The 16,603-nt window shown below is 66.9% G+C and carries 20 protein-coding genes; 9 read left to right on the forward strand and 11 right to left on the reverse strand.

What is annotated here, in order from left to right:
* Positions 1-239 precede the first annotated feature (239 nt).
* Entirely contained in the window at positions 240-761 is a 522-nt protein-coding gene (locus ACT53T_RS13310; protein ID WP_026191602.1) for an Hsp20/alpha crystallin family protein, read from the forward strand.
* A gap of 64 nt (positions 762-825) precedes the next feature.
* Positions 826-1,776 carry an endonuclease/exonuclease/phosphatase family protein gene (locus ACT53T_RS13315; protein ID WP_476161573.1) on the forward strand — a complete coding sequence of 317 codons (951 nt, stop codon included), beginning with the start codon at positions 826-828 and terminating at the stop codon, positions 1,774-1,776.
* A gap of 1 nt (position 1,777) precedes the next feature.
* Here ACT53T_RS13315 and ACT53T_RS13320 read toward each other — a convergent pair whose 3' ends face one another.
* Together ACT53T_RS13320 and ACT53T_RS13325 are read right to left on the reverse strand one after the other, a co-directional pair.
* The gene (locus ACT53T_RS13320; protein WP_018267618.1) at positions 1,778-2,179 is read right to left on the reverse strand and encodes a DUF3775 domain-containing protein; all 402 of its coding nucleotides are present in this window, start codon (positions 2,177-2,179) and stop codon (positions 1,778-1,780) included.
* A 3-nt stretch (positions 2,180-2,182) separates the two neighbouring features.
* Complete coding sequence (locus ACT53T_RS13325; protein ID WP_400765585.1) at positions 2,183-2,794, reverse strand: nicotinamidase; 612 nt, start codon at positions 2,792-2,794, stop codon at positions 2,183-2,185.
* Positions 2,795-2,820: 26 nt separating this feature from the next.
* Here ACT53T_RS13325 and ACT53T_RS13330 point away from each other — a divergent pair, with 26 nt between their 5' ends.
* Positions 2,821-3,834 (forward strand): hypothetical protein, encoded by a 1,014-nt coding sequence (locus ACT53T_RS13330; RefSeq protein WP_476161574.1) that lies wholly within the window; start codon positions 2,821-2,823, stop codon positions 3,832-3,834.
* Here ACT53T_RS13330 and ACT53T_RS13335 read toward each other — a convergent pair.
* The 3 genes from ACT53T_RS13335 to ACT53T_RS13345 are packed head-to-tail and all read right to left on the reverse strand — an operon-like array spanning position 3,818 to position 7,361.
* Positions 3,818-5,185 (reverse strand): nicotinate phosphoribosyltransferase, encoded by a 1,368-nt coding sequence (locus tag ACT53T_RS13335; protein WP_476161575.1) that lies wholly within the window; start codon positions 5,183-5,185, stop codon positions 3,818-3,820. The two genes, ACT53T_RS13330 and ACT53T_RS13335, sit on opposite strands and share 17 nt — an antisense overlap.
* The gene (locus ACT53T_RS13340) at positions 5,182-6,702 is read right to left on the reverse strand and encodes a ribose-phosphate diphosphokinase (RefSeq protein WP_476161576.1); all 1,521 of its coding nucleotides are present in this window, start codon (positions 6,700-6,702) and stop codon (positions 5,182-5,184) included. Before ACT53T_RS13340 ends, ACT53T_RS13335 begins: the two co-directional genes overlap by 4 nt.
* The gene (locus tag ACT53T_RS13345; protein ID WP_476161577.1) at positions 6,699-7,361 is read right to left on the reverse strand and encodes a dienelactone hydrolase family protein; all 663 of its coding nucleotides are present in this window, start codon (positions 7,359-7,361) and stop codon (positions 6,699-6,701) included. The genes ACT53T_RS13340 and ACT53T_RS13345 overlap by 4 nt, the downstream gene beginning before the upstream one ends.
* Before the next feature lie 110 nt (positions 7,362-7,471).
* Between ACT53T_RS13345 and ACT53T_RS13350 the strand changes: the two genes are divergently transcribed.
* The 4 genes from ACT53T_RS13350 (at position 7,472) to ACT53T_RS13365 (ending at position 10,352) form a co-directional block, all read left to right on the forward strand.
* Positions 7,472-8,038 carry a cold shock domain-containing protein gene (locus ACT53T_RS13350; RefSeq protein WP_400765592.1) on the forward strand — a complete coding sequence of 189 codons (567 nt, stop codon included), beginning with the start codon at positions 7,472-7,474 and terminating at the stop codon, positions 8,036-8,038.
* Between the two features lie 72 nt (positions 8,039-8,110).
* On the forward strand, positions 8,111-8,758 hold the full coding sequence (locus tag ACT53T_RS13355) for a phosphoribosyltransferase (protein WP_476161578.1): 648 nt from the start codon (positions 8,111-8,113) through the stop codon (positions 8,756-8,758).
* Between the two features lie 12 nt (positions 8,759-8,770).
* Entirely contained in the window at positions 8,771-9,889 is a 1,119-nt protein-coding gene (gene ald / locus ACT53T_RS13360) for an alanine dehydrogenase (protein WP_476161579.1), read from the forward strand.
* A gap of 1 nt (position 9,890) precedes the next feature.
* The gene (locus tag ACT53T_RS13365; protein WP_476161580.1) at positions 9,891-10,352 is read left to right on the forward strand and encodes a YbhB/YbcL family Raf kinase inhibitor-like protein; all 462 of its coding nucleotides are present in this window, start codon (positions 9,891-9,893) and stop codon (positions 10,350-10,352) included.
* A gap of 6 nt (positions 10,353-10,358) precedes the next feature.
* Here ACT53T_RS13365 and lptA read toward each other — a convergent pair whose 3' ends face one another.
* The 5 genes from lptA to ACT53T_RS13390 form a co-directional block, all read right to left on the reverse strand.
* The gene (lptA, locus tag ACT53T_RS13370; RefSeq protein WP_476161581.1) at positions 10,359-10,994 is read right to left on the reverse strand and encodes a lipopolysaccharide transport periplasmic protein LptA; all 636 of its coding nucleotides are present in this window, start codon (positions 10,992-10,994) and stop codon (positions 10,359-10,361) included.
* Positions 10,991-11,686, reverse strand: a complete 696-nt coding sequence (gene lptC / locus ACT53T_RS13375) for an LPS export ABC transporter periplasmic protein LptC (RefSeq protein ID WP_018267628.1) — start codon at positions 11,684-11,686, stop codon at positions 10,991-10,993. The genes lptA and lptC overlap by 4 nt, the downstream gene beginning before the upstream one ends.
* Before the next feature lie 114 nt (positions 11,687-11,800).
* Positions 11,801-12,415 carry a ribonuclease D gene (locus tag ACT53T_RS13380; RefSeq protein WP_476161582.1) on the reverse strand — a complete coding sequence of 205 codons (615 nt, stop codon included), beginning with the start codon at positions 12,413-12,415 and terminating at the stop codon, positions 11,801-11,803.
* A gap of 81 nt (positions 12,416-12,496) precedes the next feature.
* A complete protein-coding gene (locus ACT53T_RS13385; protein ID WP_476161583.1) occupies positions 12,497-12,970 on the reverse strand; it encodes a CYTH domain-containing protein in 474 nt (157 codons plus the stop codon).
* Between the two features lie 17 nt (positions 12,971-12,987).
* Complete coding sequence (locus ACT53T_RS13390) at positions 12,988-13,581, reverse strand: hypothetical protein (protein ID WP_476161584.1); 594 nt, start codon at positions 13,579-13,581, stop codon at positions 12,988-12,990.
* A 226-nt stretch (positions 13,582-13,807) separates the two neighbouring features.
* On the opposite strand from ACT53T_RS13390, the gene ACT53T_RS13395 reads away from it, so the two are divergent.
* Positions 13,808-16,030: a tetratricopeptide repeat protein gene (locus ACT53T_RS13395; RefSeq protein WP_476161585.1), complete on the forward strand. Its 2,223-nt coding sequence runs from the start codon at positions 13,808-13,810 to the stop codon at positions 16,028-16,030.
* A gap of 22 nt (positions 16,031-16,052) precedes the next feature.
* Here ACT53T_RS13395 and ACT53T_RS13400 read toward each other — a convergent pair whose 3' ends face one another.
* Entirely contained in the window at positions 16,053-16,325 is a 273-nt protein-coding gene (locus ACT53T_RS13400; RefSeq protein WP_018267633.1) for a hypothetical protein, read from the reverse strand.
* On the opposite strand from ACT53T_RS13400, the gene ACT53T_RS13405 reads away from it, so the two are divergent.
* Entirely contained in the window at positions 16,312-16,518 is a 207-nt protein-coding gene (locus ACT53T_RS13405; protein WP_476161586.1) for a hypothetical protein, read from the forward strand. The two genes, ACT53T_RS13400 and ACT53T_RS13405, sit on opposite strands and share 14 nt — an antisense overlap.
* Positions 16,519-16,603: the final 85 nt, after the last annotated feature.

Here is a 16,603-nt window from a genome sequence, read left to right on the forward strand (position 1 = left end):
GATCCAATTGGATCGGATAGCGCTCGATTAGAGAGCAATATAACCGGCCGCGACAATTTGCCTATGGCGTCGCGCCACAGCGAAAGCCCTCGCTTTCGTTCGTTTCGCGTCGCATCCGCGCTCCGCCGACGCGCCGCGCCGATTGTTTTTTCGCGCGGCTCTCCTACGTCACAGGCGTCGCGCGAGCGCGCCGACGCGCGCGCCGCAGCGACTCGTCCATTTTGATAGAGGAGGCGGAAATGGCGGAAGCGCAGACGAAAGTTCCCGTGAGAGAATCGAAGGAGACGCCGCCGAACTATGGCTTGTTCGACTGGCATCCTCTGGAGACGTTGCGGCGGCAGATCGATCGCTTGTTCGAGGATGCGCCTTTCCAAAAGGGCGCGACGCCCGATCTCGAGCCTTTCGGCCGCTTCGGCATCGGCTGGGCGGCGACGCCCGCAGTCGATCTCGTCGAGAAGGACAAGGAATATCAGATCACCGCCGAGCTTCCCGGCATTGACGAGAAGAATGTCGAGGTGAAGCTCTCCAATGGCTCTCTCATCATCAGCGGCGAGAAGAAGGAGCAGCGTGAGGAGAAGGACAAGGGCTATTTCCTCTCCGAGCGTCGCTATGGCTCCTTCCGTCGCGCCTTTCGCGTGCCGGAGAATGTCGAGTCCGACAAGATCGACGCGACCTTCGCCAAAGGCGTGCTGACCGTGCATCTGCCCAAATCCGCGCAGGCGCAGAAATCCGAGAAGAATATCGATATAAAGGCCGCGTGAGCGGCGACGGCAATCTCCCTCTCCCGCCGCGCGCGGGAGAGGGCGAGAGACGGATTTTCGACGAATGGCGGGCCATTTTCGCCTCGCGACCTTCAACATAGAGAATTTGGACTGGTCGCCATCGGCGCAGGACGAATTCGATCGGCGCCTCGCCGTGCTGCGTCCGCAGCTCGCGGCGATCGACGCCGATATTCTCTGCCTTCAGGAAGTCGATGCGCAGCGCGAGGCCGCGCATGCGCCGCGCCGCTTCATCGCGCTCGATCGTCTTATCGAAGGCGGCGGCTATGCGCGTTTCTTCCGCGCGACGACCTCGCGTCCGGGCGGCGACGCGCCCGCGGATATCCATAATCTCGCGCTGCTCTCGCGCTGGCCGATCGTCGAGCATCGCCAGCTCTATCACGACATCATCGCGCCCTGGCGCTGGACTCCGCCGGCGGAGACGAGCGCCCCGCAGCCGATCGACATTCTGTTCGAGCGGCCCATTCTCTATGCGCGCGTCGATCTCCCCGATGGCGCAGCGCTGCATGTGCTGAATTTGCATTTGCGCGCGCCGCGCGCCGTTCCGCTGCCGGGCGAGGCCGATCGCAAATCGAGCCGCGCCTTCGCGGAAGGCCAATGGCTCGCCGCGCAAAAGCGCGAAGGCCAGGCGCTGGAGGCGCGGCTCTTCGTCGATCGCATTTTCGATGTGGAGACCGCGCCGCTCATCGCCGTCTGCGGCGATCTCAACTGCGACGCCTATGACGCGCCCGCGCGCATTCTCTGGGGCGCGGAAGAAGCCGCGGTCGGGCCGCGCAGTCTCGCTCCGCTCGCGCTGCGCATAGAGGAGCGCGCGCGCTTCACCGTGATTCACGCCGGCCGCAAGACGCTCATCGATCAGATATTGGCGTCGCCCGCGCTCGCGGCGCGATGTGAGGAGGTCGCGATATCGAATGACGGCCTCGCCGACGAGGCGACGGCGCCGGACCCGATTCTCGGCTCGCTCCACGCGCCGCTCGTCGCGCGCTTTCGTCTTTGAATTACTGCCGATCGTCCTCGAAGCCTTCGCAGCTCTCGTCGAATTCGTCGAGCCCGGCCTCGAGATAGCTCGCCAGCAGCGGAATGCCGAGCAGATATTTCGAGGTCGGCCCTTTGCGCCGCTCCTTCGCCTGAATGACGGCGGAATCCCAATCATCGGCGGTGAAATCGCCGCGTCCGACCCAGACGAGCGCGACCAGCTCCGCCTGCTCGTCATCGTCCATCGCCTCGATGAACTCGACGAGCTCGCGGCGATTGGGCGACCAGCCCTCCTCCGTCAGCACGCTCACGAATTTGTCGTCGGAAGGATTGGAGGCGTCCGGCCGCATTCCTTCATCCTCGGCCTCGAGCTCGCGCGCCTTGACGATGACGAAACAAACTTTGTCGGTATTGATCTCCGGCATGGCTTACGTCCTCGCGATGTGATCGATGTCATATGGGGCGCAGGGCGGCTCGATCACCGTCACGCCGGCGGCGCGCATTTCTGCGCGCGCTCTCTCGCCGCCCTCGCGCGTCACCGGCCGCGTGGCCGCGCGCAGCACATGAGTCTCGAAGCCGAGACGCGCGGCGTCGATCGCGCTGCATTTCACGCAGAAATCTTCGGCGAGGCCGACGATGAAAATGCGATCTATGGCGCGGCGGCGCAGCTCCTCGGCGAGGCTGGTGCCGTCGAAATCGGAATATTGCTCGCGCTCCGCGCGCTTGGCCTTGGAGACGAATAGAGCGCCCGGCGGCAGGCGCAGCTCAGGGTGAAACTCTGCGCCTCTGGTGCCGCGCACGCAATGCTGCGGCCATTCGCCGCCCTGCGCGGCGAAGCTCACATGGTCCGGCGGATGCCAGTCGCGCGAGACGATGATCTGGGTCCCGGAGCGGCGCGCCTCGTCGATGACGTCGTTGACGACCGGCAGAATCTCCTCGGCCCGCGGAACCGCGAGCTTGCCGCCGGCAAAAAAGTCGAGCTGAAGATCGACGACCAGCAGCGCGTCGGTCGAGCGCAGCCCTATCTTCTTTCGCATCATCGCGACCCCCTCCAATGAAGCCGCCTATGTCTTCGCCGCAAGACCGAGCGCCATTCGATCGCCTCGCCCAGGAGCTGCAGCGCCGACTCGCTCGCGCGCCCGCCGGCGTCGATGTCGTCGAGACACATATGTCTCGCCTGTTCCTCGCGGGAGACCGCGTCTATAAATTGAAGAAGCCCGTGCGCTTCGCCTTCCTGGATTTTTCGACGCCACGCGCGCGCGAGGCCGATTGTCGCGCAGAGCTTCGGCTCAATCGTCGTCTCGCGCCGAATGTCTATCTCGATGTGGTTCCGGTCACGCTCGTCGATGGACGACTGTCGATCGGCGGCGCGGGCGAGATCGTCGATTGGCTGGTCGAGATGAAGCGCTTGCCGGCCGAGCTGATGCTCGATCGTCTGCTCGTGAGCGGCGCTGTCGATGCGCGCCGGATCGAGGCGCTCGCAACGCGCCTCGCGATTTTCTACGTCGGCGTCGAACGCTCGACGATTTCCGCGTCGGATTATGTCGCGCGCTTCTCGCGGGAGCAGGCGGAAAATCGCCGCATCGTCACGCTGCGCGATTTCGCGCTCGATCATTGCGACGCGATCTCTCTGCTCGATCGTATCGATAGCCTGCTGGCGGAGCAGGCGCCGGCGCTGGAGGCGCGCGTGCGCGAAGGGCGCATCGTCGACGGACACGGCGATCTGCGGCCCGAGCACATCTGCTTCTGCGAGCCGCTGGCGATTTTCGATTGTCTCGAGTTCAATGATGAATTGCGGCAGGTCGATCCTTTCGACGAGCTCGCCTTTCTCGATCTCGAATGCGCTCTGCTCGGCGCGCCGCAGATCGGCGCGGCCATTGTCGAGGCCACGGCGCGGCGTTTGCCAGGGCCGCCGCCGCCCGCGCTGTTCGCGCTCTATGGCGCATGCCGCGCGCTGCTGCGCGTTCGTCTCTCGCTCGCTCATCTGCTCGATCCCGCGCCGCGTCACAAGGACAAATGGGAGCCGCTCGCGCGCCGCTATCTCGCGCTCGCGCGTGAGCGCCTCACGCGCATCGTGTGAGATGCGGCCGCGCGCGCGGCGTCTTGCGCGTGAGCGACGCCTCAACCTCACGCTCATATTCGGCGAGGCGCATGCTGATCGTCACCGGAAAGGGAGCGGCGCAAGGCGAAAGGCCGCGGGCGTCGGACGGCAGCGCCGCCATCGCCGCGCGCGCATGCTCGCGAATGTCGGCGAGGCTCGGACGCGGCTTCACCAGCTCGCCGTCGCGCATCGCCGGCTCGAGCAATGGAACGCCGGAGTAGCGCTCGTCCTCGCACGCGATGACGTCGCGCAGCGCGACGCCATCGTGGAATTGGCGGAAGATCTGCTTGCGGCCCGGCAGATTGCGCTTGCCGGGCGAGAGCTTCATGCGCCCCTCGCCGGCGAATTCCACGAGCTTATAAGCGATGTCGAGCGCCGGCGCGTCGGTGGAGGCCGCCATTTCCGTGCCGACGCCGAATGCGTCGATCGGCGCATGCGCGGCGGCGAGCCTATCGATGAGCGCTTCATCGAGTCCGCCGCTCGCGACGATCTCGACGCGCGTGAGCCCGGCCTCGTCCAATATGCGCCGCGCTTGCCGCGACAGCGCATCGAGGTCGCCGGAGTCGAGCCCTATCGCATGCAGGTCGAAATCGGCGCCCATCTCTTTGGCCAATGCGACGATCTTGCGCACGCCTTCCAGCGTGTCATAGGTGTCGACGAGCAGCGTCGCGCCGGGAAAGATGCGCGCATAGGCCTCGAAGGCGGCGGCCTCGGAAGGGCAGGCCTCGACGAAGCTGTGCGCCATGGTTCCGGCGACGGCGATGTCATGCGCTCTGCCGGCGGCGAGATCGGAAGTGGCGGCGACGCCGGCGATATGAAAAGCGCGCGCGCCTTTCACCGCTGCGTCGAAACCTTGCGCGCGGCGCGCGCCGAAATCGACCACGGCGCGTCCGCGCGCGGCGAAGACCATGCGCGCCGCCTTGGAGGCGAGGATCGTCTGCAGGCCGATCTGATTGAGGATCAGCGTCTCGACGATCTGCGCCTCGCCGATCGGCGCCGTCACCTCGAGAATGGGCTCATTGGCGAAGAAGGGCGTGCCCTCCGGCAGCGCGCGAATGTCGCCGGTGAAGCGAAATCGCGCGAGCCAGTCGAGAAATTCGCGCCCGAAGCCGAGCGATGAGAGATAGCGCAAGTCACCTTCTTCGAAGCGCAGCTCCTGCAGCTCTTTCAGCACATCGGCGAGGCCGCAGGCGAGCAGGAAATTGCGCGCCGGCGGAAGTCGCCGCACGAAGAGGCCGAATGTGGCGCGGCGCTCCGCCATGCCGAGCTCGAAATAGGCGCGGAGCATGGCGATCTCATAGAGATCGACGAAGAGAGCATTTGCGGTCATGGCGCGCCTTTCGGACCAGTGTCGAGCAATTCGTCTATGGAGCCGCCGCCATGGAGGCGCGCGATCGCCTCGGCGAGCAGCGGCGCGACGCCGAGCGTCACCAGCCGCCCGCGCAAGCGTAGCGCCACGGCCTCGCTCGGCGCGACCGTGTCGGTGACGACGATCTCCTCGATCGGCGCCTCGCGCAGCGCGTTCTCGGCGTCGCGCGCGAAGAGGCCATGCGTCGCGGCGAGGAAGATGCGCGTCGCGCCATTGGCGCGGCAGGCGCGCGCGGCGCGCGCCATCGTGCCGCCGCTGCTGATGAGATCATCGAGAATGACCACTGTGCGGCCGGCCACGTCGCCGGCGAAAATCTCGCCGGCGATCTCGCCCATGCTGCGATGCTTGTCCATGAAGCCCTTCGCCACAGGATGCGCGAGCATGGTCTCGAGGCGCTGGCGGAACAGCTCGGCGCGCTTCTCGCCGCCGAGATCGGGCGAGACGACCGCCGCCGGCTCGGCGCCGAGCCGCTGCGCGAAATAGCGCGCGAGCAGCTCCTGCGCGTCGAGCGCGACGGCCTCTATGCGAAAGGCGTTTTCGAAAGCCGCGATATTATGCGCGTCGATCGTGACGATGCGATCGGCGCCGATCGCCTCCAGCAATTGCGCGACATAGCGCGTGGCTACAGGGTCGAGCGGCTTGGTGCGGCGATCCTTGCGCGCATAGCAGAGATAGGGCGTGACGGCGGTGACGCGCGCGGCGCCGGCGTCACGCAGCGCGCCGACGAAGAAGAGAAGGCGCAAGAGCTTGTCGGCGCCGCTGTCGCCCGTCTCGCCCTCGAGGCTCGAGAGGACATAGACGTCCTTGTCGCGCACGCCGACGAGCGGCCGCGTCTTGCGCTCCTCATCCTCGAAGCGGCGCTCCTCATGCGGCGAGAGCGTGATCGCGAGCTCGCGCGCGACGCGCTCGCCGAGCGCGCGGCTGGAGCCGAGCGCGAACAGCACGATCGCCTCGTCTGTCGCCGGAGGCGGCGGCTCACGCGCCGGCGCCGGCGCCTCATAGCGTTGAATGTTCAGAGCGCCGAGCACGGCGCCGAGCGCGCCATCGGCGAGCGCGAGCGGCGCTGCGAGCAGCTCGACGCCGGCGCGGTCGCGGCCTTTCTCGACGAGCGTGAATTCCACGAGTGCGGGCTCGCCGATGCGCAGGGCTTCATCGAAGAGACGACGCAGGCGCACGGCGCCGCGACGGTTGGGCGCCTCGCTCAAGCGCGCGCCTTCCGCGACGGCGCCGAGCAGCGGCGCCACCGCCTTGGCGCCGATCACGATCTCATAATCGCGGGCGTCCGGCACGGCGCGAAAGGCGAAGCCGCCATTGCGCAGATCGGCGACGACATCGGCGAAAGTCGGCGCGACGCCGCGGCGCGAGGCGCGCCAATGCTCGAGCGCGTGGCGCGTTTCGACGCCGATCGGCCGCGGCGCGAGATCGATGCGCTCGAAGAGACGCTTCAGATGAGGTTGCGTCTCGGCCAGCGTGGTCATGCGAACCTCTCGCTTCGATCGCGCCGCGCCAATTTCTCGGCCAGCCATTCCGCCGCGAGCGCGGCCGCCTGCTCCAGAGTTCCAGTCTCCTCGAACAAATGTGTCGCGCCTAGCACGACGTCGAGCCGTGCGTCGGCCAAGCGTCTCGCCGCGATGCGATTGAGATTAAGAACTTCGAAATCGAGTCCGCCGACGATGAGCAGAGTCGGCGCGCGCACATGCTCTAGCGCGTGGCCCGCGAGATCGGGGCGTCCGCCGCGCGAGACGATCGCTTTCACCTTTTGCGGCCGTTCCACTGCCGCGACGAGAGCTGCAGCCGCGCCCGTGCTGGCGCCGAAGAGGCCGATCGGCAGATTGCGGAGCAGTGGCTCGATCGTGGCCCAGTCGATCGCCTCGACGACGCGGCTGGCCAGCAAGGGAATGTCGAAGACGTTGCGGCGGTCCTCGGCTTCTTCCTCGCTCAGCAGATCCATCAGCAATGTCGCGAGGCGCCTCTCGCGCAGCGCGGCCGCGACGAAGCGATTGCGCGGGCTGAAGCGCGACGAGCCCGAGCCATGCGCGAAGATTATCGAGCCCTGCGCATCTTCTGGAACTGCGAGCGAGCCGCCGAGCCGGCGCGGCCCGACGGCGATCTCGAACTCGGCGATGGGCGTCGTCATGATGCGCATCCTTCCGCCGGCGGCGCGACTCCTCGGCACGCCCTATCTATCTATCGCGCCGCTCTCGCGAGCGGCGACGAAATTCGCGTCACCAGAACGGAGGCTCGGCCATGCAGACGACGCCGGAAATCGACTTTCAGGGCATGGAGGCCTCGCCACAGGCGCAGGCGCGCATCGCGCATCAGATCGACGAGCTGGAGACGCGTTTCGGCCGCGTCACCGCTTGCCGCATCGTGGTCAAGGCGCCGAGCGCGCGTCATCACACGGGCGGGCAATATGAGATCAACATTCGTCTCGCTCTGCCGGATGGGCGCGAGGCGATCGTCGAGCGCACGCCGCCGCAGGACGAGCGCTATCAGGATTTCGATTTCGCGATCAATGACGCTTTCAAGCGCGCGCGGCGTCGGCTGCAGGATCAGGTGCGGCGCCTCGAGGGCCATGTGAAGCAGCATGCCGAGCCCGCGCTCGGCGTCGTGCGCCGGCTGATGCGCGAGGATGGCTATGGATTCTTAGAAAGCGCGGATGGACGTGAACTCTATTTTCACCGCAATAGCGTCGAAGGCGCGGGCTTCGATGCGCTCGAGCGTGGCGATCGCGTGCGCTATGTGCCTGAAGACGCGGAGGATGGCCCGCAAGCGAGCGCAGTGCGGCCGCTCGGCGAGCGCGCGCCGTCGTGAGCGCGCCCTCGCATCGCGGCGGCGGCCGACTATATCGAAGGCGTCGCGCATCCGCGCCGGAGCAGGCGAGCCATGCCGTTTCGAGATCGTGACGACGCAGGTCGCCGCCTCGCCGATGCGCTCGCCGCGCATGTCGGCGAAGCTTGCGTCGTCTATGCATTGCCGCGCGGCGGGGTTCCCGTCGCCGCGCATATCGCCGAAAGGCTGAAGGCGCCGCTCGATCTCGTGCTGGTGCGCAAGATCGGCGTTCCCTATCAGCCGGAGCTGGCGATGGGCGCGATCGCCAATGGCGGCGCGCCGATCATCGTGCGCAATGAGGATGTGATCGACGCCGCGGAAGTGACGGAAGCCGTCTTCGATTCCGTCTGCGCGCGTGAGCGCGCCGAGCTCGAGAGACGGCGCGGCGCTTATCTGCGCGGGCGGGCGCGGCCGGATGTCGTCGGCAAGCTCGCTGTCGTCGTCGACGACGGCGTCGCGACCGGCGCGACGACGCGCGCGGCGTTGCGCGCGGTTCGCGCGCTGCAGCCGCGCAGGCTCATTCTCGCCATTCCCGTCGCGCCCACCGATGCGCTCGTAGCGCTGCGCCACGAGGCCGATGCGATCGTCTGCCTCGAGGATTATCGGAGCTTCGGCGCGATCGGCTTCTTCTACGAGAATTTTCGCCAGATCGAGGATGCGGAGGTGATCGAGATTCTCGATCGCTTCTCGCCGCTCGCATGATCGGAGAGCCCGATGCGCGTCGGCGCGCCCAAGGAAATCAAGGACAATGAGTTTCGCGTCGCGCTGACCCCGGCGGGAGTCTACGAGCTCGTGCAGCGCGGGCATTTCGTCATGGTGGAGAGCGGCGCCGGCGTCGGCGCCGGCATTTCGGACGGCGATTTTCAGACTGCGGGCGCCGCGCTGACAGAAGGGCCGGAGGCGATTTTCGCCACCGCCGATCTCATCGTGAAGGTGAAGGAGCCGCTGGCGCAGGAGCGCGCGCGATTGCGGCCGGGGCAGCTGCTGTTCGCTTATCTGCATCTCGCCGCCGATCGCGCGCAGGCGCTCGATCTCATGCGCTCCGGCGCGATCTGCATCGCTTACGAGACCGTGACCTCGCCCTTCGGCGGTCTGCCGCTTCTGACGCCCATGTCGGAGATCGCCGGGCGGCTGGCGCCGCAGGCGGGCGCGCGCTGCCTCGAGAAGATCATGGGCGGGCGCGGCGTGCTGCTCTCCGGCGCGCCGGGCGCGCCGCCGGCGGAGACGCTGATTCTCGGCGCCGGGACCGTCGGAACGCAGGCGACGATGATCGCGCTCGGCATGGGCGCGAGCGTCATCGTCGCCGATCGCGGCGCCGAGCCGCTGCGGCGCCTCTCGGCGCGCTTCGGCAATGCGCCGCGCACCATATTCTCGACGCCGACGGCGATAGCGGAGCTGGTGCGGCGCGCCGATCTCGTCATAGGCGCGGCGCTGGTTCCGGGCGCTGCGGCGCCCAAGCTCGTCAGCCGCGGCATGGTCGCGGGCATGAAGGCCGGCTCCGTCATCGTCGATGTGGCGATCGATCAAGGCGGCTGCTGCGAGACATCGCGGCCGACGACGCATTCCGATCCCACCTATGTCGTCGATGGCGTCGTGCATTATTGCGTGACCAACATGCCGGGCGCCGTGCCGCGCACCTCCACATTCGCGCTCGCCAGCGCGACTCTGCCTTTCGTGCTCGCGCTCGCCGACAAAGGGATCGGCGCCTTGCGTGACGATCCGCATCTTTCCGCCGGCCTCACAGTGGCGCGCGGGGAGATCGTCAACGCCGCCGTCGCCGCGGCGCTCGGCCTCGCTGTCGCGCCGGCGGAGAAATTCACGACAGGAGCGTAATATGCGGCTGCTATCGTCGGCCTTCGCCCATGGGGAGGAGATACCGCGCAAATACACATGCGACGGAGCCAATGTCTCGCCGCCGCTGAGCTGGAGCGGCGCGCCCGCGCAGACCAAGAGCTTCGTGCTGCTCTGCGATGATCCAGACGCGCCGGCCGGCGTCTGGCGCCATTGGGCGGTCTATGATCTCTCGCGCGACGCCACAGGACTGCCGGAAGGCGCCGGGCGTCCAGGGCCGCAGCGCGGCTTCTCGCAGGGGATCAATGATTTCGAGGGCTCCGGCTATGGCGGGCCATGTCCGCCGCCGCGCCATGGCGCGCATCGCTATCGTTTCCGGCTGCTCGCCTTGTCCACGGCCTCGCTGGCCGTCGCGCGCAAGGAGCCGAGCTGTCTCGAGGTGGAGCGCGCCGCCAATGAGGTCCTGCTCGAGGAGACGGCGCTGGTCGGCGTGTATCGGCGCTGAGCGCGCTCAGTCGGCGCGGCGCTCGGCGGCGGGAGCGGGCTCCTTCTTCTCCTTCTTCTCGCTCTTGGCGTCGTTGGGCTTGGCCTCGTTGGATTTGGCCTCGCTGGGCGTGAAGATGCTGCGCACGCGCTGGCCGGGCTTCTCCACGACAGTCGCCTGGCCGGTCGATGTGTCATAGATGAGCTTGTCGCCCTTCACGACGCTGTCGCCCTGGGTGAGCGTCACATTGCCGAAGAGATAGACCTTGTTCTCGCTGCGGTCGTAGCTGCCGCGATCGCCCGTGCCGATCTGATCCTTGGAGACCAGAGTCACCGGTCCTTCGGCGTCTATGTGGCGAACGCGGTCGCTGCCGCCGTTGCTCTCCTGGTTCTGCTGCGGCTTGTCGAGCAGCAGGATGAGGCGCGAGGCCTTCAGCGTGGAAGGGCCGTTCACGACGACGACGCTGCCCGAATAGACGAGCTTCTGTTCTTTGTCGAAATAGTCGAGCTTGCCCGCGTCTATGTCGACCGGGTCCTTGGCGCTCGCGCCAGGGAGAATGCCGCCGGAGCGGCCTTTGGCGGCGAGCGGCGCTGCGGCCAGAAGCGCGGCCGTGAAGACGGGAATCACTTTCAACGTGATTATTTTGTTGGCGATCATTTTCATGGAGACGATCCTTCCGCCGCGCCAGCGTCGTCGTCGCCGGGAAGCGTCGTATGCACTGCGCCGGAGAATGTCGCGCGCCGCTCGTTCTGCGAAAATTCGACCGATTGCGACGTCACCACCGATTTGTCCAGCGTCAGTCTGGTCGGATGGTCGGAGGTGACGATATTGCCGCGAAAATCGATGACCGCGGCTTCCGTGCGCAAATCATAATGCTTGCCGTCGACGACGCGCGCGCCGCCGGAGAGATCGGCGCGGTCGACCCTGGCGTCATAGAGGCCATGTTCCGCCGTCAGCACGACATTGGTCTCATTGTCGCTCTGTATATGCACCTCGAGCTGCTCCAGCTCGTACATATCGGGCTTGGCGATATCCTGAATGCCGGTGCGGGCGCGCAGCTCATAGGGGCGGCCGTCCTTGCGATAGCCGACGAGCTTGGGGCTCTCTATGGTGATGCGCGTGCCCTGCATGGCGATGCGTGAGAAGCGCAGATCCGCCGGCAGAAAGCGCAGAGAATGAAGCGCCACGCCCACGGCCACGGCGGCGACGATCGCGCCGCTGCCCCACAGCAGCCAGCGCCGCAGCCGGGCGACGCGCTGGGAATGGCGCCGCGCCTGCGGAATGGCGTCGCGTCTCGGCGCGATGATGGAGGCGAGCCGATCGCGTCTGTCGGTCTGCGACGAGGCGTCGTTCATTCTAATTCTGCCCGCCAATTCTGCGCGTCATCCTCGATCCGGGTTCCGGCCCACGCTCGAAAACGCTCCGCCGCCGCCGCGAGATAACGCCGGCCGCATGGCGAATTCGAGGCGTCACTCATGCGAGAAAATATCGGTCTCCGGCCAGCCCGCGAGATCGAGCCGCGCGCGCGTCGGCAGAAACTCGAAGCAGCGGGCCGCGAAATCGGCGCGGCCCTCGCGCGCCAGCATGGCGTCGAGCTTCTCGCGCAGCGCATGGAGATAGAGCACGTCCGAGGCCGCATAGGCGAGCTGCGCGTCCGAGAGCGTCGCCGCGCCCCAGTCGGAGGATTGCTGCTGCTTGGAGATTTCGACGCCGAGCAATTCGCGCACGAGATCCTTCAGCCCATGGCGATCCGTGTAGGTGCGGATGAGCTTGGAGGCGATCTTGGTGCAATAGACGGGCTCCGCCATCACGCCGAAGGTCTTGGCCAGAATGGCGATGTCGAAGCGCGCGAAATGGAAGAGCTTCAGCACCTTCGGATCGGCGAGCATGCGCGTCAGATTGGGCGCCGTGGTCTGGCCCGGCGCGATGCGCACGAGATCGGCGTCGCCGTTGCCGCCGGAGAGCTGGACGAGGCAGAGCCGGTCGCGATGCGGATTGAGGCCGAGCGTTTCCGTGTCTATGGCGACGACGGGGCCGAGATCGGCGCCGTCCGGCAGGTCGCCCGTGTGCAGGCGGATGGTCATGGGCTTTTGATTCGCTTTCTCGAGGGAGAGCGATCTTTAGCCGATTTCCGGGGGCTTTGTCGAAGCGGGGGCTCGGAGCCGTTATGGCGCATCCCAATAGCCGAAGGGCCGCTTCGACAATTCAGAGTTGAAATAGCGTGGATCGCCCGAGACCTCGCGGCCGAGCCAGCCGGGGCGGTCGAAGTTCTCCTCCTCGGAGCCGAGCTCGATCTCGGCGATGATGAGCCCGTCATTCTCGCCCAGGAACACGTCCACGGTCCAGATATGGCCGCCGAACACTTCCTCATAGCGCGTCTTCTCGATCAGCGGCCGCTCGCAGAGGCGATCGAGCATGATCTGCGCATCCTCGACGGGAATGGGATATTCGAACTCGGAGCGGGTGACGTTGGAGGTTCGGCCCTTGATCGTCAAAAAGGCGGCGCCGCCGGCGATACGCACGCGTACCACGCGATCCTCGGCGCGCGAGAGATAGCCCTGGCGAAAGGCGACGCCGTCGTTGCGCGGCCGCCACAGCTCGCGCGTGACCAGAAACTTTCGCTCGATCTCGACGCCCATTCCTTCCTCCTCCTGCTTCAGATCGCCAGAGCGGCGGCGCGCTCGACGCCTTTGGGAAAATTCACATTGAGCCGCGGATCGGCGTCGAGCGCGGCGAGCGCTTCGGCGAGGCGTCGCTCGTCCTCGCTCTCCAGCGCGACGCTCTCCATCGGCGCGGGGCCGATCTGCATTCGCACGAATTCCGCCGCGCAGCCGCGAAAGGAGAAGCGCAGCCGAGACTTGCGCACCGCGACGGCGCGCAGCGCGGGGCAGGGCGCGACGATCTCCGCGAGAAAATGCGCCTCGTCATAGGCGGCGCGATCGAGATGGCGCAGCGGCAGCGCCAGGGCCGTGGCGGCTGCGCAGAGACGCTCCGCCGTCATCGGAAAGGGCGCGCGAAAGGCCGGCTCCCATAATTCCAGCCCATCGTCGACGCGCAGCAGACGCTTCACCTCGAGCGCCTCGTCGCGAATCTTCGCGGAATGCGGCGTCAGCGCGTTCAGCAGATAGGTCTCGTCGCTGCGGCGCGGCAGGCTCGTCGGCGAGCCGAGCCGGCTTTCCAGCGCCGCGAGATCGGCGCCGAAGATGCGCCATTCCCAACGTGGCGTCGCATTCGGCTGGAGCGCGTCCATGGGACCTCTCACTCTCACGGCGAGCGCCGCTGGCGCGCAGCCTACCGAGGCTTGCATTCGGCGTCGTGACGAATGACGCATCGACACGACATTTAGCGCGGCGGCGGCCGGAGAGGATGGCGCTATCATTCGCCGTTCGGAAACACGGCGAATAAGATGGCGCAACACTGGCGTCCGAGATAGTCCCAATGCACGGCTCGGCCCGATTCGTGGATCACTCGCACGCATGAACGACATCACGCCGGATTCGGCTTTTCGACAGGCGCGCGCGCGCCATGAGGCGGGAGCGATCGACGAGGCCGCGGCGCTCTATCGCGGCGTTCTCGATCGCTGGCCGAAGCATGCCGACAGCCTGCATCTTCTCGGCCTGCTGGAGGCGGAGCGCGGCGCGCCCGAGACGGGCCTCGCCTTGATCGGCGAGGCGATGGCCCTGGCGCCTGGACAGGCGATCCATCACAACAGCCGCGCGCTCGCTCTGCGCGCGCTGGGGCGGCTCGAGGAGGCGGTCGTGGACTATCGCGCCGCGGTCGCGCTGCGGCCGGACTCCGGCGCATTGCATTGCAATCTCGCCAGCACGCTGATGGAGCTCGGCCATGGCGCCGACGCCGCCCGGCATTACGCCGAGGCCGCGCAATGCGCGCCGGATCAGGCCGTCATCTGGTACAATCTCGCCAATGCGCTGGCGGAGATCGGCCCCGCCGCGCAGGCGGAGGCGGCCTTTCTGCGCGCCATAGAGCTCGAGCCGCGGCTCGTCGAGGCGCAGGGCAATTTCGGCCGCTGGCTGATGCGGCGCGGCCGCTGGAGCGAGGCCGCCGCGCATCTCGCCGTCGCCGTGCGCCTCGCGCCCGGCGACGCCAATTATTGGAACAATCTCGCCGTCGTGCTGCAGGAGCTCGGCCGCCATGCCGAGGCGATCGTCTGCTATGAGAGCGCGCTGGCGCTGAAGCCAGATCTTTCCGACGCGCATTATAATCTCGGCTGCCTGCTGCATCTCGAAGGACGCACCGATGACGCGGTGGCGCGCCATCGCGCGGCCATCGCGGCCGATCCCGGCCATGGCCGGGCGCGCATCGCGCTGTGCATGGCGGAGCTGCCGATCCTCTATGGGACGCAGGAGGAGGTCGCCATTCGTCGCGCGCGCTATGCGCAGGCGCTCGCCGCGCTCGCCGCTTCCGCGCAGGACGCGGAGATCGCCGCCGCGCTCGCGCCGGCCGTCTCTGCGACGCAGCCCTTCTTCCTTCCCTATCAGGGCGAGGACGATCGCCAATTGCAGACGCTCTATGGCGAATTCGCCTGCCGCACGCTCGCGCAGGCGCATCCCGCCGCGCCGCTCGCGCCGCCGCCGGCGGAGGGCGAGCGCATTCGCGTCGGAATCGTCAGCGGATTCTTCTGCCGCCACACCGTGTTCCGTCTTTTTCTCGAGAGCTGGATCGAGAAGCTCGATCGCGCGCGTTTCGAGATCATCGGCTTCCATACCGGCAAGACCGAGGACGCCGAGACGATTCGCGCCGCGCAGGCCTGCGATCAATTTCCGCGCGAGCCTTCGACGCCGGAAGGCTGGCGCGAGGCCATTGTCGCCGCGGCGCCGCATGTTCTGCTCTATCCCGAGATCGGCATGGATCCCGTGTCGGGCTGGCTGGCGGCGCAGCGTCTCGCGCCCGTGCAATGCATGGCCTGGGGCCAGCCGGAGACGAGCGGCATGCCGACGATCGACCATTTTCTGTCGAGCGCGCTGATGGAGCCCGAAGGCGCCGAGCGCTTCTATGCCGAGCGTCTCGCGCTCATGCCCAATCTCGGCCTGCATTACACGGCGGAGACGCTCGCGCTGCAAAAGCTCGATCGCTCGCTCTTCGACGCCGAGCCGCACGCGCCGATCTTCTTCTCGGGACAGGCGCTCTACAAATATCTGCCCTGTTATGATTCCGTTTATCCGCGCATCGCCGCGGCGATTGGACCGTGCAAATTCCTCTTCATCGCTTTCGCCAAGAGCGAGGAGGTGACGTCCGTCTTCCGCGCGCGGATGCAGCGCGTCTTCGCCGACGCGGGACTCTCCGCGGAAGATCATTGCGTCATTCTGCCGCAAATGCCGCAGGAGCTCTTCATTGCGACGGCGGCCGCCTCGGATGTCATTCTCGACACGCCCGGCTGGTCGGGCGGCCGCTCGACGCTCGATCTTCTCGGCGCCGATCGTCCCATCGTGACATTGCAGGGCGCATTCATGCGCGGGCGGCATACGGCCGCGATTCTGCGCCGCATCGGCTGCGAGGAGACCGTCGCCTCCTCGCTCGATCATTATGTCGAGATCGCCGTGCGGCTGGGGCGCGACCGCGTTCATCGCGCCGCGCTCGCCGCTCGGGTCGCCGCCGAGAAGCGCAGAGCGTTGGAGGATATGGATTATATTCGCGCGCTCGAGGATTTTCTCGAGGCGGCGGCGCGCGGCGGCCATTGAAGGACCGCCGCCTTTCGCCGGCTCAGCTCTTCTGGAGCGTTCGCTTTTTGGGGGCGGCGGCGGGCGAGGCTTCGCGCGCCGGCGAGCGGCGACGCGGGGCAGGCGGCGTGAAAAGGAAGCTGCGCCCGCCGAGCACGCCGCGATAGGGCGCGCTCGCGTCCTGGCGCAAGAGATCGAAGCTGACATGCGTGTTCGGCACGCCGACCGAAAGCACAGCCTCGTCATGGGCGATGATGTCGACCTCGAGCGCCTCGTCCGGTCGATCGGGGTCGAGAAGGTGAATGCGTCCTTTCATCTCGTCCTTCTTCATTGTAGCGACGCTCGATGGAATGATCGACGCTCCAGATGAAAGCGACGGCGCCGAAAAACCTCGCGGAATCGGCTGCGCTCTCATTTGGCGTGCTGCAATGACGGCTTCGAAAGTGATCGCCGATCGAAATATCGTCGCGCTCGCTCCAGCAGCGCAGAACGAGGTAGAAAATACGTGAGACTCGAAAAAAGTCAACGATGTTGAGCCGGCGAGCCGCATATCCGATTGACCCTCGGCGACGCGCGCATATTTTGCGCGCGTAT

This window comes from Methylosinus sp. DMC45 (assembly GCF_056313885.1).